The sequence below is a fragment of the Clavibacter nebraskensis NCPPB 2581 genome (assembly GCF_000355695.1).
Lineage (GTDB): Bacteria > Actinomycetota > Actinomycetes > Actinomycetales > Microbacteriaceae > Clavibacter > Clavibacter nebraskensis.
The window spans coordinates 2,301,663-2,317,658 of record NC_020891.1 but is presented as its reverse complement, the minus strand read 5'-3'; the positions used below and the strand labels follow the sequence as shown (position 1 = coordinate 2,317,658).

General features: G+C 64.7%; 15 protein-coding genes. 4 read left to right on the top strand and 11 right to left on the bottom strand.

Annotated features, from left to right (window positions below; genetic code table 11):
- Positions 1-88 precede the first annotated feature (88 nt).
- Both CMN_RS10805 and CMN_RS14830 read left to right on the top strand, forming a co-directional pair.
- Positions 89-943, top strand: coding sequence for an McrB family protein (locus CMN_RS10805; protein ID WP_197536736.1), 855 nt, complete (start codon positions 89-91; stop codon positions 941-943).
- The gene (locus CMN_RS14830; protein WP_131666497.1) at positions 943-2,304 is read left to right on the top strand and encodes a 5-methylcytosine restriction system specificity protein McrC; all 1,362 of its coding nucleotides are present in this window, start codon (positions 943-945) and stop codon (positions 2,302-2,304) included. Before CMN_RS10805 ends, CMN_RS14830 begins: the two co-directional genes overlap by 1 nt.
- On the opposite strand, the gene CMN_RS10800 is transcribed toward CMN_RS14830, so the two are convergent.
- The 9 genes from CMN_RS10800 to CMN_RS10765 form a co-directional block, all read right to left on the bottom strand.
- A complete protein-coding gene (locus CMN_RS10800) occupies positions 2,301-3,263 on the bottom strand; it encodes a DNA-methyltransferase (RefSeq protein ID WP_197536735.1) in 963 nt (320 codons plus the stop codon). The two genes, CMN_RS14830 and CMN_RS10800, sit on opposite strands and share 4 nt — an antisense overlap.
- A gap of 361 nt (positions 3,264-3,624) precedes the next feature.
- Positions 3,625-4,116: a GIY-YIG nuclease family protein gene (locus tag CMN_RS14665; protein ID WP_131666495.1), complete on the bottom strand. Its 492-nt coding sequence runs from the start codon at positions 4,114-4,116 to the stop codon at positions 3,625-3,627.
- A 211-nt stretch (positions 4,117-4,327) separates the two neighbouring features.
- Positions 4,328-4,879 carry a hypothetical protein gene (locus CMN_RS10790; protein WP_015490845.1) on the bottom strand — a complete coding sequence of 184 codons (552 nt, stop codon included), beginning with the start codon at positions 4,877-4,879 and terminating at the stop codon, positions 4,328-4,330.
- 55 nt (positions 4,880-4,934) lie between these two features.
- A complete protein-coding gene (locus CMN_RS10785) occupies positions 4,935-6,227 on the bottom strand; it encodes a recombinase family protein (protein ID WP_041465539.1) in 1,293 nt (430 codons plus the stop codon).
- Positions 6,228-6,435: 208 nt separating this feature from the next.
- Complete coding sequence (locus CMN_RS14825) at positions 6,436-8,094, bottom strand: DUF262 domain-containing protein (protein WP_015490843.1); 1,659 nt, start codon at positions 8,092-8,094, stop codon at positions 6,436-6,438.
- 433 nt (positions 8,095-8,527) lie between these two features.
- Positions 8,528-9,295 (bottom strand): SCO1664 family protein, encoded by a 768-nt coding sequence (locus tag CMN_RS10780; protein WP_015490842.1) that lies wholly within the window; start codon positions 9,293-9,295, stop codon positions 8,528-8,530.
- Positions 9,295-9,852, bottom strand: coding sequence for a DUF3090 domain-containing protein (locus tag CMN_RS10775; RefSeq protein ID WP_015490841.1), 558 nt, complete (start codon positions 9,850-9,852; stop codon positions 9,295-9,297). The genes CMN_RS10780 and CMN_RS10775 overlap by 1 nt, the downstream gene beginning before the upstream one ends.
- A gap of 23 nt (positions 9,853-9,875) precedes the next feature.
- Positions 9,876-10,568, bottom strand: a complete 693-nt coding sequence (locus tag CMN_RS10770; protein ID WP_015490840.1) for a histidine phosphatase family protein — start codon at positions 10,566-10,568, stop codon at positions 9,876-9,878.
- Between the two features lie 50 nt (positions 10,569-10,618).
- A complete protein-coding gene (locus tag CMN_RS10765; RefSeq protein WP_015490839.1) occupies positions 10,619-12,031 on the bottom strand; it encodes an amino acid permease in 1,413 nt (470 codons plus the stop codon).
- 181 nt (positions 12,032-12,212) lie between these two features.
- Here CMN_RS10765 and CMN_RS10760 point away from each other — a divergent pair, with 181 nt between their 5' ends.
- Together CMN_RS10760 and CMN_RS10755 are read left to right on the top strand one after the other, a co-directional pair.
- Complete coding sequence (locus CMN_RS10760; RefSeq protein WP_015490838.1) at positions 12,213-12,800, top strand: TlpA family protein disulfide reductase; 588 nt, start codon at positions 12,213-12,215, stop codon at positions 12,798-12,800.
- A gap of 201 nt (positions 12,801-13,001) precedes the next feature.
- Positions 13,002-14,006 (top strand): HNH endonuclease, encoded by a 1,005-nt coding sequence (locus tag CMN_RS10755; protein ID WP_015490837.1) that lies wholly within the window; start codon positions 13,002-13,004, stop codon positions 14,004-14,006.
- Positions 14,007-14,062: 56 nt separating this feature from the next.
- Here CMN_RS10755 and CMN_RS10750 read toward each other — a convergent pair whose 3' ends face one another.
- Together CMN_RS10750 and CMN_RS10745 are read right to left on the bottom strand one after the other, a co-directional pair.
- Positions 14,063-14,518 (bottom strand): universal stress protein, encoded by a 456-nt coding sequence (locus CMN_RS10750; RefSeq protein ID WP_015490836.1) that lies wholly within the window; start codon positions 14,516-14,518, stop codon positions 14,063-14,065.
- Positions 14,519-14,520: 2 nt separating this feature from the next.
- Positions 14,521-15,987, bottom strand: a complete 1,467-nt coding sequence (locus CMN_RS10745; RefSeq protein WP_015490835.1) for an APC family permease — start codon at positions 15,985-15,987, stop codon at positions 14,521-14,523.
- Positions 15,988-15,996: the final 9 nt, after the last annotated feature.

The window sequence follows — 15,996 nt, the reverse complement described above, 5'->3', positions numbered from 1 at the left end:
TCGCCATTTGACGGCAGACGACTTAGGTATTGGCGTCCTGGCGGCTGCAGCGGCAGGGCACGCATCGTCACTTCCCGATGCGCCGGTAGTGCAAGACGACGACCCGCACGTGCAGGAGATCGTTGAACAGGCGCAGCGATACGGCGGCGTCATTCTCACGGGGCCTCCCGGAACATCAAAGACCTACTACGCCAAGGCAGCGGCCGAGATCATCGTCGGCGGCGACGAGGAACGGCGCTCTTACGTTCAATTCCACGGAAGCTATCAGTACGAAGATTTCATGATCGGCTTCGCCCCGACCAAGACTGGGTTCGTGCCTAAAGACGGCCCGTTCCTCCGAATGGTCCGCGCTGCTGATAAGAACCGAAATGAACTGTACGTGCTGGTCATTGATGAGCTGTCGCGGGCCGATGTGGGCCGTGTGTTCGGGGAAGCATTAACCTACATCGAGCGGAGCAAGCGCGAGTTCCGTTTCAATATCGCAAATGGCGAGGAGATCGTTGTCCCTTCAAACCTCATCGTCATCGCGACGATGAATCCTTTTGATCGGGGGGTGGACGAGGTGGACGCGGCATTCGAGCGCCGATTTGCGAAGATCACCATGGACCCTGATCCCAGCGTGCTGGCGGAGCGGCTCACAGAAAACGGCATGGACGAGGGTTTGAAGACCCGTGTCATCGGGTGGTTTCGCCGCATTAACGCGATGGCCGAGCGCAACCCGGCTGCTTCAGTGGGCCATGCGTATCTCTGGGCGGCCTATGACGAAGAATCCCTACGAAGCCTGTGGAACTACCAGCTCCGGTACCTCGTACAACGCGCCTTCCGTCGCGACGACAACATGCGGGTAGAAATGTTCGCGGCTTGGGAGCAACTATTCGAAACGTCCACGGCTGAAGACGCCATAGTGGCGGCGACGGAAGCTGAGGCTGAGGCCACCTCGTGATGGACTCTCCCGACGACGTCACCGTGGTCGATGTCGTAGAGTATGGGATTCTAAAGATCCCAGCGGACCTTTGGGTCGGCACCGGGCATAAAGCGATTTTCAACACGGAAATCGAAAATCGTGACATTCTGCGCCCGAGCTTTGTAAAGGGTGAGCTCAGGCTGCAAGCGACCTCTTACGTCGGGGTCATTCCGCTTAATGAGCGAGTGGTCGTCAGGGTGAGTCCGAGAGTTCCGCTCGCGAACCTGACCCGCATGGTGGTCGACACGGGTCACGGGCTTACCGCCCTAACGGCGTTGCGTGAGTACTCAGGTAAGGGGACCGCTGACGATTGGGCCATGGATCTATACGCCACGGCGTTGATCGACTATGTGGACGGGCTGCTCTTAGAGGGTGTCCTCCGCACCTACGTGCGCCGGGAAGACGAGGGTCATTATCCGCATGGGCGAATGGAAATGTCGCGAACACTTCAGCGGTTCGCGGCGCGTGGAGTTCATAACAAAGCGGCATACTCTTGGCACGAGCGGACCACCGACAATCCTGTCAACCGATGCGTGAAAAGTGCGATGGAGGTAACACATGCCTATCTTAGCAAAGGCCTAAATCCGAAGAACCGCATCCGACTCGCGCGGCTCGCTGGACAACTCCTTGCATTCAGTGAAGTGTCAGACGATCCCGACATGCGGTTCCTCTCCGACCCCCAGGTCAGAGGCTCGAATGCGCTTCCAGACTCGCGCACCTACTACCGCCCGGTCTTAGACCTTTCAAAGCTTATCGTCCGTGGGGAGGGAATAGCGCTGGATATTGGTGGCAGTGATGTCGAGATGGGATCCTTGCTAATTGACACCAATAAGTTATTCGAAAAGTTCGTGCGCGTGAGTCTGGCAAAGTACGCCGTTAGCAAGCGCTGGCCGTTGAGCGTGCTCGACGGGAACCGAGAGGGCAAGATTGACCTTTACGACGTTCCAAAAGTCTTGCCCAGTCCGCTAGGGGCGCCAATGCCGGCTCTTGCTTCACACAAGCCAAGCTCGGCACAACCAGATATTGTTTTTAGCACATTGAACGGCCATGTGTCGCTTATTGCTGAGGTGAAGAACACCGACAAGGGTAAGAACTCTCAACTCCCGGATAGGGGTGAAGTTGAACAAGCTGTAACCTATGCCCTGCGATACGGGCTGGGCTTTACTGTGCTGATTCACCCTTGGTTATCAGGTGAACGAGGCCTGGTCTACGTGGGGCGTATCGAAACAATCGACGTTTACGACTACCGCCTTGACCTGTCAGTGGATGAGGGCATTGATGCCGCTCTCGAAGACATGGCTACGTCGCTTAGCAGCCTTGCCGGAATAGCAGCGCGCTAAATGAGAATGTCAGGCTGATCCATCAGCGGCACGAGGTCAACACCGATGGCGTCGCGTCCGAGGCGGGTCGCCGCCCGAAGGGTGGTCCCTGTGCCCATGAACGGGTCGAGTACCACTCCACGCGCGGGGGCGCCGTGCCCGCAATCAGTCCAACCGACGGTGCGCTTCTTGGCGAAAGTGAACTCTCGGAAATATCCTCCGAGGACCTTCTTTGCCTCGGCGGCAAGCTTTTGTACTTCCAGAGAGTTCCTGCCCGTGCCCGTCTGAACCCTGAGTGCTTTGCCTGCGTCCGAAACGCCCGTGGCTTGAATTGCGCGGATATGCGCATCGGTCAGGCCGTGTTGCGCTGCTAGTTCCATCGCGCGTTTGGCCTGGGGACGAGAGGGGTCAAGATCGGCGGTACGTTCTAGAACTCGGCGGCGCGGTGTGTGGCACTCGGCACAAACCTGCTCGGGGGCTGCGAGCGCAACAGCGCGTTCCACAATTTCTTGTGGGAATGGTGCAAGATGCTTTCCCATGTTGCGCTCCGGATTGATGGTCCAGACGTCTCCGGGATTTGTGCCATTGCCGAAACGGTCGGAATATCCCTGCAGATCATAGTAGTACGACTCGCGCATCGTTAGATGGATGATGTACTCGTGCCGGTTGGTCAGTCGATTCTTCACAGGGTCCGGCATGCCTTGCGTTTTAGCCCAAATGATCCGGTTACGAATCCGCCAGCCCTGCTTTATGGCTTCGTACTCGATCCGTGCCGGGATTCCGACGAGAGAGTGTTTGTGGTAGGTATCGCCCACATTCAGGAAGATTGACGCCGTCGGGCGCAGAACACGCTTCCACTCTTCCAGGCATTCGAGGATCGCCCCAACGTACCCGTCGGGAGTTGACTCTTGGCCGATTTGGTCGTCGTGGCCATAGTCGCGTTTTGCCCAGTACGGCGGCGACGTCACGACTAGATCCACAGACTCGTCATCGAGACCGGTGCTCCGCGCGTCTCCTCGGACAACCTTGTACTCGGGAGCGGCGAGTCGCTGCGCCCACGCGTCGAGCGAGCTAGTTGCAACCAGTCCAAGGTTCGCTCCGTCGGCCTTCGTCTTCGGCGTGGGGGCTTGTCCTGGTGCGGTAGCAGAGCTCACTTGGCCTCGTATCTTGTAGCGATCGGTGGGTACGCAACGAACCCTAACCTGAACGGACGACGTTGGCCGCGTGGCCTGCCGAGCAGCTCCCGTGCTCGGTGCGCTTCGGTTTGGGCAAGTGTGGCGTACTGAGCATGTGCGCCTGAAGGGGGCCCTTGAGGACAAGGTGCATGGGGGTTGCACCCGATCAGGGACCGATCATGCCGAGCGCACGAAGATCGGCCCGGAGGGCGCGCATGTGTGTCGCGTAGGGGCCTCGCGTGGCATGCGTGTAGTTCAGAGGAGGGACTTCGGCCTCTACAATAACGCGCTCGATGTTTTTGGGGACGGGGTGGGCAACCCAGGTCACGCGAAGGTGACGGAGCATCCAGTCTGTCAGTACGGCGTCACCCGCGGCGGTAAGGCCGAACATGCCACCCCTGGCCGGAATCACCTGCGCCGACAGATCCAGCTCTTCCCTAAGCAAGGCCGCAAGCGACCGCCGGAGGCCCGACACGCGCGTCCGCTTCAGGTGCATCTTCAGACCGCGCGCCGCCAGACTCTGCCGCTGCGCTACACCGATGTAGAGAGGGCGTACCGCATCTACGCGAGGGAAGTCAGCCGGGTAGTGCGGCGCAAGGGCTGCACCAACGTCCCACCACGCGTAGATGCCGGTGGAGGGCTCGGATCCGAGCGCCATCGGGGCCTGAGGCGTTGCAGCGAGTAGCGCGGTGCACACGTCCGCCCTGGTGTCCATAGCTGATTGTCTCGCGCCGTGATGGGCGCACTCTCAACGCCTCCACGCGGCGTGCAGCGTCACTGGGTAGCACGCGTTGCCGCTGCTACCCAGCCGGATCGAGATCGCGCTCGTAATCTCGTCAGGGCGCTCCGCGGCCGCGGCGATCCGAGGGCTACTTGAGCGGTCGGAGGCGGGGGTTGGACGTGCGCGGCATGTCCCACCCGTGTCGCTCGTGTATGTCCTTGATGTTGTCGAGGGCAGCCACTCGCAGCTTGGCGAGGGCGTCCTTGTCGTACCCCGTTCGGCGGAAGAGGCGGAGGTTTTGGCTGAGGGCTCCCGCCCAGCTGATGAGCGGATCCAGGTTCGTGAGGCGCTGCTGCATGTTGTCGTCACGCTTTGCCGCTTCCATGACCTGCCGCCCCGTGGCTGCACCGAGAAGGCGCTCGGCGTCAAGCCATGTGTCAAGACCGTCCCACTCGGTGTACTCGTCGGCTAGGTCGATCATGGCAATACGCAGATTGGCGAGGCGTTCGTCGATTGGCCCAGTCGTTGGATCGAAGCCGAGGAGCCGCTGCACCGCTTCCTGCACAGCGGACCACAGCGCCGTGGTGACCGCCTTCCGAGACTCCTGCAGCGCCTGCTTCGACCGTCTGTCCGTAAGGAACGCCCCTACCCCAGCAATGATGACGGCGATGATCGAGATGACGAGCGCAGCAGTGTCCACGACCTGATGCTGACAGACCGGACACGGTTGGCATAGCCGGGGTACGAGTAGCTGGTCAGTTGCGCCAGACAATGCGCACCGTGTCCGGGTCGAAGCCTCGCCTGCCCCGGGGTGCCCGCAGTAGATGGGCAGTCATCAGGGTGTCGATCAGCGCCCGTTGTCGGTCCAGGCCCAGCGTGTCGAAGCCGTCCAGCATGCTCGCGTACGCCGCGGCCATGTCTACCGGGCGGTCCGCACCAGCCAGCGCACGGTCGATCTCGTCCATGCGTGCGTTCAGGCGCTCAACCGCGCCCTTCACGTCGGCCCGCGACATAGTGCCGTCTGCCACCAGGCCAGCGAGGTCCGCCTTGCGCTCGGTGAGGGAGGCGTGCTCGGCGCGCAGCGGGTCGGTGTCCACGTCAGGCGAGAGCGTCGCCAGGAAGGCCGGGTCGGCGAGGCGGGCCTCTGCCACGCGGAGTACGAAGTGGTCGATGGGGGACATCGTCCGCACCAGGCTGCACGCCGGGCACCAGTACCGGCCGCCCGAGCCCGCCGTGCGCACGGTGGGGTGATCGCTGCACTCGCCGCAGCGGAACAGGCTGGTGCCCAGGTGCTTACGTGCCGTGGAACCCGTGCGGTTGGTCTTGCGTGCGGGGTCGGCCAGGCCGCGGTTGACGCTGTCGAATAGCTCACCCGGCACCAGCGGCTCCCAGTCACCCGTGCCGACGATCTCTCCCTTGTAGACGCGCCGCCCGGCATAGCGGGGGTTCGTCAGGATTGTGCGGACGGTGCTGGGTGTCAGGCCGTGGTCCCGGGACAGCGTGCGCAGCGTCAGCCCGGTGGCGAATCCCTCGAAGAGCGCCCGCACCACGGCAGCCTCGTCGTGGACGACCAGGCCCTCGGTTGTGTAGCCGGTCAGGCGCACGCCCTTGGGCACTCCGCCCTTCGCAGCCCGTTGGCTGTTGGCGCGGGTCTGTCGCTCGCCCTTGCGGCGGACCTCGAACCGGGCGATGGAGGCCAGCATGGACGCCCGGAACTCCCCATCCGCAGTGGTCAGGTCGATCTCGCCGTCGAGCGTCACCAGCGCCAGCCCGTGGTCGATGAGCGTATTCAGGTCTCGGGTAGAGCGCACCACGCGGTCAAGGTCCACACCGATCACGACATCAAGCTCGTCCGACGCTGCCAGCATCCGGCCCCAGGCGGTGTCCTTCCCGCGCGCCTTGCTGGCGCTCACGTCGTTGTCGATGAACGTGTCGGCCACCTGCCAGCCGCGGGCCGTGGCCAGGGCGGCAGTACGCTCGGTCTGGCGCTCGATGCCCTCGTCATCGGACTTGGATTGGCGTAGGTACAGGGCGGCACGCTTGGTCATGGTGCTCATAATGCCTCACCACGACGTAACGTCGTGGAGTTTCGGTTCAACAACTGACGGCCGATTCCGCAGCTAAACGCAGCTCGCCCGTTTCGGCCGGGTGCCGAGCCTCGCCCTTGGATGGGATTGGCAGGACTTAGCGGCTTGTCGTGAACCTACACAATTGCAGCGGTGGCGACAATTATCGCCACCGCTGCAGTTTCCTGTCTTAGTAGGGCCAAGCGCGAATCGCAATGTCCGCGAGCGCTTCATTGCGGGCATCGCCTTCAACTGAGGACCAACTTGGCGACTCGCCAACAAGTTTCGTTAATTCGAACTCTGACCTGAGGTAGAGAGGGCTTTTTGTTTCGAACTTGCCGTCCTTAGCCTCCGCATTAAGCGACTTCTCGAGTGGGGTCAAGTTCTGTACGCGATCACGCGCAACTTCGAAAGCTTGATACTCGTTTGCGCTATCGAAGTCACTTTCCTTGCTTGACTTTGCAATAATGTGCTCGACTGTAACAGTCCTGCTCGCCCAGTCGGGCAAGGCATCGGTATTCGCACCCCTATCCTGACGGGACTGGCGCTCAAGTTGACCCAAGAGGTACTTGGCTGTCGTGGTATTAAGTTCTCCAAGTTCCAAGAACGCTGCCCGGAACCCGGAATCGTCCGGAACCACGCCCTTCATGAATGGTCTCAGTTCGTCGATTGCCGTAGCGCTGCCGTCGGCAATTGCCACGGCTGCTTCACTGAAAGCCTTTTCTGCTGTACCGCCTCCGAGATTGCCTGCGGCCCAAGCTCGCACAGACCAGTTTGCAACGACATTAACGAGGCGCGTGGCATCCGTTGTGTTCCAATGGGCAAAAGCTGCAAGAAGAAGTGGGCTATTGCTCTCCAATCCCAATCGTCGAAATGCAAGCAGGCTGTCTTTGACTCCGACCGAATTGGCGGACCAAAAGGCGTCGTCGGGCTCTTTTAGGGCAGTGTAAATAGAAAGAGCGCGCTCAAGGCCATCTAGATATGCCATTACACCACCTGTGCGTACCGGAATATCCCCTTGAATGGCCTTGTAGAGCCCCCTCATTGTGACTTGACCCTTACGCGATACGTGCTCAAATCTAATGAATCGTACAAAATCTGTCGACTTGCTGAAGGCACCTGAAATTCGCACCCAGGCTTCTTCCACGGCCCTTATTTTGGCGCTGCCGGCCTGACTAAACAAAAAGTTCTTGAGGAGATCGGCAGTTGTCAGGTCCGCGCCTCGGTCATTTAGGGTCTCGAAAATCACAAAGGCTTCGGAAAGGTCGGTTGCGGTTGCCGTTAGCACCTGCACGGACGTTGCCAGGTACTCGACTATTTGAAGAAGCTCCGCGTAGTCCGACTTGTCTGGCGCCAGGGCCTCAATGCGCTCTCGCAGGAGGGTGTAGGCGTCGAATACGGGCCCAGGGGCGCATACGGTTTTGTCGATGTCTAATAGATCTTCGAAAGCTCCAGAATCGGCAGGGCTAAGAACTAGCTTGGGCTTGTGGGACTCTTGGCTCAGGACGTAATCGGCAAGGTATTCGCGTTGCACTGAGCGCCACTGCTCACCTAGTTCAAATTCGTTAAGTCTATCCCGAATTGCAATAAGCAGTATGGCGGTCGTCGTTAGGCGCTGCTGCCCATCGACAATGAGCATTCTGTCGGCGTGTTCAAGGTCGACCGCGAGTACCACCGTGCCCATGAAGTACGTCGATCCAGCCTGCCGCGCTCGGTTGATATCGGACCAAAATTCGAGAACATTCTGTTCCACCCATGAGTACCCACGTTGAAAACGGGGCACTGTAAGCAGTTTGTCCGAAAGTAGGTGACCAATGTTGTCGTGGCCAAAGGCCGCGGGTATAGCCATTTGTGCTCCTAGTTGTCGCTGTATGTGGCACGACTGGATTGCGTGCGGGCCTCGCGTTCAATCTAGGGCATTACGTGCGCGCTCGTGCGCCTGGCTCGGCCCCCTTCTGGGGTATTTTTGCGCAGCCATGTCTGTGCTATCAGGTTGCGCTAACTGTGTACTTGTGGGAGCCGCGCACTTGGAGGCCATGAGTGCACTTCATGCTGGGTCTCCTGCGAGGAGGTAAGCGACCGTGACAATTGAAGGCGCTTGTTCGCCTACGAACAGCTCGAGGTACTTGGCTCTCTTCTCCCTTATCGCATTGCTGACGGAGGGTGTAAGGACTCCACCCCGCGTAGGGATCAAGACACAAGGCGTTAACCAACTACGGTCAACCTCCCGCGCCCGTGACTCAGGTTCATGCTTTTGAAGCAGACGCTGGTGATAGCTCTTTCTAGAACAGGGGCCAGGGCACCGCGGACTTCTGACCGGCGGGCGCCGGGAACCGCGCCTCCGTGCGCAGCCGCGTACAACGAGCACGTAGCGCGTTGACCTCCTCCGCCGTCAGCAACCCCGCCAGCTCCCGCCCCAGATCTCCGTCGAGCCCTGCGAGCACCCGATCCACACCCTCGAGCTCATCCGCCGTGAGCGGATCCCCGACCCACCCCCACAGCACCGTGCGGAGCTTGTGGTCCTCGTGGAACGTGAGGCCATGGTCGACGCCGAAGCGGTGGCCGTCGGGCATGGCGAGCACGTGGAAGCCCTTGCGGTCGGCGTTGTTGACGATGACGTCGAAGACGGCCATGCGGCGCAGCGCCGGGGTGTCCTCGTGGATGAGGGCGACCGTGTTGCCCTCCTCGTCCTCGCCGCCGAGGACCGTCCGGTAGCCGGTGTCCGGGATCTCGGCCGCGGGGATCAGGTCCACGGCGTCCTGGTCGGGATCCTCGTCCTGCCAGAGCTGCACCATGCCCTCGCCCGCGGGCCCGTCACGGAGCCACGTGCGGGGGACGACGCCCCAGCCGAGCGCCTCGGAGACGAGGTACGCGGCGACCTCGCGATGCGCGAGCACCGCGTCGGGGAAGTCCCACAGCGGGTTCTCGCCCGCGATCGGTTTGTAGACGACGGCCACGTCGCCGATGCTGCCCAGGAACGTGGCGTTGGACGCCGTCCTGATCCGGCCGGTGACCGTCAGCTCGGCGGTCACGAGGTCCGTCTCCGACATCAGCTGTCGGGGAAGGTGTGCTCGTGCCCGTCGGGGTCGATGGGGTAGCCGCAGGTCGCGCAGATGGGGCGGCCCGCGCCCACGATCTCGTGGGTGCGCTTGGCGAACGCGCGGGCGGCGCCGACCGGCATCCGCACCACGAGCATCTCGGTGTCCGCCGTGTCGTCGTCGACGCTCGGCAGGTCGAAGTCGTCGCTGTCGTCGTCCTCCGCGAGGGGGTACGCCTCGATGACGACCTGGGCCGTCGTCGGATCCCAGCCGAGGCCCATGGCGCCGGTGCGCCAGCGCTCGTCGACGTCCTCGAGCGGGTCGTTGTCAACGAGCTCCGGGGGCGTGCTCGTGGGGACGCTGAACGGGTTGCCCTCGACGGTGACGAGCTGGTCGAGGATCTCGTCGATCTTCTCGGCGAGGAGTGAGGACTGCTGCTTCTCGAGGGCGATGGTCACCAGCTGAGGACCGGAGCGCACCTGGAAGTAGAACGTGCGCGCGCCCGGGAGGCCGATGGTGCCGACCACGGCCCGGTCGGGCCAGTCGAATTCGAGGGCTCGTGTGGGCATGCGTCCACTCTAGGCGCGTGCGATCACAGCGTGCTGTGCCCGGCGCCGCCGCCGACCGGCGCATCGCCGACCACGGCGCTCGTCGCCAGCCACGAGAGGTCGCCCGCGTCGGTGTTGGTCGCGTGCACGGTCGGGCGGCCCGCGCCATAGCGGACGATGGACAGGGACGCGGGGCCCACGTCGATGCGCTGGAACAGGTCGAGGTGCATGCCGTACGCGTCGGCGAGGATCGACTTGATGATGTCGCCGTGGCTCACCGCGACCCACACGGCGCCGGGCCCGTGCTCGGCCTCGATGGCGGCGTCGTGCCGGCGGATCGCGGCGACCGCGCGCGCCTGCATCCCGGCCATGGACTCGCCGCCGGGGAAGACGACCGCGGACGGGTGGGACTGCACGGTCTTCCAGAGGTCCTCGGTGGCGAGCTCGCTGAGCGGCCGGCCCTGCCAGACCCCGTAGTCGCACTCGGTGAGGTCGGGGTCGACGGGCTGGGGCGGCGTGCCCTGCTGCCGCTCGAGGATCCGCTGCGCCGTCTCCCAGCAGCGCTGCAGCGGGCTGGAGATGACGGCCGCGAGCGGCACCGCGGCGAGCCGGTCGCCGGCGCGGTCGGCCTGGTCACGCCCGGTGTCGTCGAGGTCGACGCCGGGCGTGCGCCCGGCCAGGATCCCGGTCGCGTTCGCTGTGGTGCGTCCGTGCCGCACGAGGATCACTGTCGCCATGCGGCCAGCCTAATGAGCCGGCCGCGGCGGTCGCCGGTCGGGCGTCGCGCTCAGCGTGCGTCGGGCACCGGCACCGCGGGCGTGGTGGCGTCCTCCTCCGCATCGGCCGTCGCCGCCGGATCCACCGTCCCGCCCCGCGCCTTCGTCACGACGTAGAGCACCAGCGCGACCGCCCACGCGACCAGGCTCAGCACGAGCTGCGGGCGAATCTCGGGATCCAGCGCCATCTGCGCGAGCACCGCGAGGATCCCGACGACCGTGACGATCGAGAGGCCCGGGAACAGCCACATCTTGACCGGGAGGCCGGCGGATCCGCTGCGGCGGCGCAGGACGATCTGCGAGATCGCGATGAGCAGGTAGACGAACAGGATGATCGCGCCCGAGGAGTTGAGCAGGAACAGGAAGACGGTGTCGGGGGAGACGGCCGCCGCGATCACGCAGAGGAAGCCGACCACCGACGAGAGCAGGATCGCGGCGCGCGGCACTCCTCGCTCGGTCACCTGCACCAGCCGCGCCGGCGCCTCCCGCCGCGCCGCGAGCACGAAGAGCATGCGGCTCGCGGTGTAGAGGCCGGAGTTCAGGCACGAGAGCACGGCGGTGAAGACGACGGCGTTCATCACGTCGCCGGCGAACGGGATGCCCATGCGGTCGAAGGCGCTGACGAACGGGGAGGCGCCGAGCTCCGTGGAGTCCCAGGGGAGGATCACGGCGAGTAGGAACAGCAAGCCGACGAAGAAGAGGGAGATGCGGAGGATCACGGAGTTGGTCGACTTCCGGATGGCCGTCGCGGGGTCCTTCGACTCGGCGGCCGCGATGGTGGCGATCTCCGCGCCGACCATCGAGAAGATCACCACGACGACCGAGCAGAAGATCGCGCCGATGCCGTTCGGGAAGAAGCCGCCGTTGGCGACGAGGTTGGAGAAGTCGAGCGAGCGGCCCGGCCAGATGCCCAGCACGTAGAGGCTGCCGAGGCCGAGGAACAGGATGATGGCCGCCACCTTGATCCCCGCGAACCAGTACTCGAACTCGCCGAACGCGCCGACGGAGATGAGGTTGGTGGCGGTCATCAGCGCCATGAGGCCGAGGGAGAGGAGCCAGAGGGGCGCGTCGAACCAGTAGGTGAGCGCCTTGGCACCGGCGACCGCCTCGAATCCGACGACGATGACCCAGAAGTACCAGTAGAGCCAGCCCATCGAGAAGCCGGCCCAGCCGCCGAGGGCGTGCCGGGCGTAGTCGGCGAAGGATCCGGTGCTGGGGTTCGCGGTCGCCATCTCGCCGAGCATCCGCATCACGAGGATGATCAGCACGCCGGAGATCGCGTAGGTGAGGAACGCGCCGGGGCCCGCGCCGTTGATCACCACCCCGGAGCCCACGAACAGGCCGGCGCCGATGACGCCGCCGATCGCGATCATGGTGAGCTGCCTCTGCGTGAGGCTCTTGTGCAGCTGGGGTGCGGATGCCATGGAAGCCTCCAGGCGGGTCGGCGTTCGCGGGTGGGGGATCCTCCCGCTCCACCGGCGACGCGTCGGGCCGGGAGGTCCTGAGCACGATACGCAGGGGATGGGCGCGGCCGCGAAGTGTTCACAGGGGCTTTACATTGCGGCGGCGGACGGGCGGGCCGCCGTACCGGCCGTAGCCTGAGAGGTGATCCGCCGAACCGCCGCCGCAGCCCTCGTGCTCGCGGCCGCGCTGGGCTTCGGCGGCTGCACGGCGACGGATCAGCTCGCGAGCGACTTCCGATCGGGCGACGGTGCCGGGACCGGCACCGTCTCGGGCGATGGCCGGGTCACGGAGTTCGCCGCCGACGACCGCGGCGAGCCGGTCTCCTTCACCGCCGAGGACCCGACCGGCGCGACGGTGACGGCCGGCCAGTTCCGCGGGAAGGTCCTCGTCGTCAACTTCTGGTACGCGGAATGCGGGCCCTGCCGCGTCGAGGCGGCCGACCTGCGCGAGGTCAGCGCCGCGACGGCGGACACGGCGACGTTCCTCGGCGTGAACACGCGGAACTCGGCGGCGAGCGTGGACGCCTTCGTGAACACCTTCGAGATCCCCTACGAGAACGTCCTCGACGGACAGGGCGGCGCGGTGCAGCTCGCCTTCGCCGCCCGCACCGCGCCGAACACGACCCCGTCGACGCTCGTGCTCGATGCCGAGGGTCGGGTCAGCGCGCGGATTCTCGGGGTGGTGGACCCGGGGACGCTCACGGCGCTGATCGCGACGGCTGCCAGCTGACGGGGATCACCGGCGCTCCTCGTCAGGGGGCGACGTGGGTGGCCCGACAAAGGGGGCCTAGGCGTGCGCGCCGAGGTCTCGTAGCGTTTCGTCGCAGTGTCGGCGCGCCCCCTGCGTGGCACCTCTTCGTTGTCGTCTCCCGCCTAGAGATGACCGCGCACGTCTCCTCGTCGAGACCCGAGCTCCCGATAGGACTGGCCCTTGCCCTACATCATCGCGTTGGTCCTGATCATCTTCCTGATCAGCCTCATCTTCACGTACTGGCAGATATCGCTGACCGTCGTCGGTCTGATCCTCGCCATCGTCATCGTCCCGAAGATCGTGCGCAACGTCCGCAAGAACCGTTACTTCAAGGGCGAGGTCTTCCTCGGGCAGAAGCGCGAACTCGCCGCCTTCGTCGATGAGCACAACGAACTGGCCGAGTACATCGCGGAGATCCGAGAGCGCGATTCGTTCCAGCTCGCCGTGGCGGAGACGGGCACTCATGCTCATCTCGCCACCTTCCAGAACACCAGCAATCACAAGCATCGGCGAGATCGCAACGAGGCGTCCTTCGAGGACCCGAACGTGCATAACTGCTCTCTGCAGGTGGTTCGTTCGGCCAGCGGCGACCCGCTGAAGTACCTGATGAAGTACTTCAACATCGCGGCGACAGAGGCACGGCTCACACAGGTGGAGACGTTGGGCGAGGACATCGCACGTCTCGAGGACGCGGTCGGGAGCCTCCGCCAGCGGGAGACGGCCATCGTCGAGTCGATTAGTCCGCCGGCGTTCATCCTGAAGCACTACGAGCAGGAGTTCCGCGATCAGGTCGGCTACGAGGTCAAGCGGATCGCGATCCCCTACCCGGTCTACGTCTTCGAGTACGTGAGCGCGGGTGGCAACAGCTCGCAGAGGACGTCGATCAAGCTGAACAACGAGACGATAGATGAACTCGTCGACGTGCTGGCCGGCAAGATCCGATTCGACAAGAGCGCGGCAGGGCAGCGTGCCCTGATGACAGCTCGCCTTCGTCAGTTCATCAAGGCTCGAGACGGGCACGCCTGCCGCTTCTGCTCGGTCTCCGTCGTGGATGAGCCCCATCTGCTCCTCGAGGTCGACCACATCGTGCCTGTTTTCAAGGGCGGTTTGTCGACGCACGAGAACCTGCAGACGCTCTGCTGGAAGTGCAATCGCAGCAAGTCGAACAAGATCCTCGCCGCTTAGTCCGGACGCATCGGCTGCCGGCGGTCCGAAGCGTCCATCCGTGGACCGACCCGCCGCTACCCCCGCCCCCGCACCGTCGGCCGGCAGATCAGCACCGGGCACGGCGCCGAGTGCTGCACACGGCTGGCGGTGCTGCCGAGCAGGATCGTCGCCGTGAGGCCGCGGCTGCCGGCGGCCATCGAGATCAGGCCCGCGGACAGCTCCTCGGCGGCGCGGATGATCTCGGTCGCGGGGGAGCCGCTGCGCACGTCGCGGTGGATGGTCGGGCCCCAGCCGTCGAAGACCGCGGCGACCACGTCGACGGCGGCCTCCGCGTCCCTGCTGTAGCTCAGCTCCGTCTGCGCGGGGGCGTGGTGCGGGCCGAGCTCGTTCGCGAAGGGCGCGGCCGCGTACGGGCTGACGACGGCGAGCACGGTGACCTCGGTGATCTCGCGGGAGTCCGCGATCACCTGGAACTGGCGGGCCGCCTGCAGCGACGCCTGGGATCCGTCGGTGGCGACGATGACGTGCACGGTCAGACCTCCCTGTCCGTGGGTCCGGCCGCGGCCACGCCGGCAGCGGCTTCGAGATCCGGCTTCTTCGCGCCGAACGTGCGCTGCGCGAGGTACAGCACGAGACCGAGCGCGAGCAGGCCGCCGACCCAGAACAGCGCGCCGGGGTCGTCGACGAGCGTGTAGATCAGCACGGCGACGTTGCCGAGGATCCCGACGATGAGCAGCGGCGTGTTCGCGCGGTACGTGCCGTCGGTCTCGTCGTGGCCGCGCAGCTTCAGGCAGGCGACGATCACGAGGGCGTAGATGAAGAGGAGGAAGACCACCGTGATGGTCGCGAGGCGGTCGACGATGTCGAGCCGCTCGTCCTCGGGGATGCCGGCCTGGCTGGAGCGGATCGCCGCGCCGATGACGAGGAGTGCGGCCACCACGGCGCCGCCGAAGATCAGCGCCACGTAGGGGCTGCGGCGGGCCGGGTGCACCTTGGCGAAGATCTCGGGCACGACGTTCTCGCGGGCCATGCCGAAGAGGATCCGCGACTGGGCCACCACGGTCACGAGCGCCGTGTTGCTGATGGCGACCATCGCGATCACGGCGAAGACGACGAGCATCACCGCGGCGGGGATGAAGAACAGGTCGGCACGCACCACCTCGAGGAGAGTGTTCCCGGCGAGGTCGCCGATCGGCACGGCGAGGGCCGCGGCCATCGAGACGAGCACGTACACGATGCCGGCGGTCATCATGCCGCCGATGAGCGCGCGCGGGAACGCGCGCGACGGGTCGATGGTCTCCTCGGCCACGTTCGCGGCGTTCTCGAAGCCCGTCATGGCGAAGAAGGCGAGCGAGACGCCGGCGAGCACGGCCAGCACCGCGGATCCGGGCCCGCCCTCGACCTGGAACTGGAGCAGCACGGCGGGGTCGCCGACGCCCTCGACCAGCGCGATCACGCCGATGGCGACGACGATGATGAGGCCGCTGATCTCGACGAAGGTCATGACGACGTTGGCGATGACGGACTCGCTGATGCCGATGAGGTTGATGGCCGTGATGACGGCGACGAACGCGACCGCGATGCCGGTGGTCGCCCAGATGGCGGACTCGGGCAGTCCGACGAGGTCGGCGAGGTAGCGCACGAAGCCGGCCGCGAGGGATCCGACGGCGGCCATGTTGGCGCTGAGCATGCAGATGGTGATGAAGAAGGTGAGCACGGGGCTCCGGAACGCCTTGTTGATGTAGAGCGAGGCGCCGGCGGCCTGCGGGTACTTGGTGACGAGCTCCGCATAGGCGAGGCCCGTGATGGTCGCGATGGAGACGCCCACGAGGAACGCCATCCAGAACGCGCCGCCCACCGCCGCGGCGACAAGGCCCACGAGCACGTAGATGCCGGAGCCGAGGACGTCGCCGACCACGTAGAAGTACAGCTGCTTGACCGTGATGGAGCGCTTCAGCTCGGATCGCGGGGGTGCCGGGGCCTCGATGGGGTTCGCCATTACCCCACA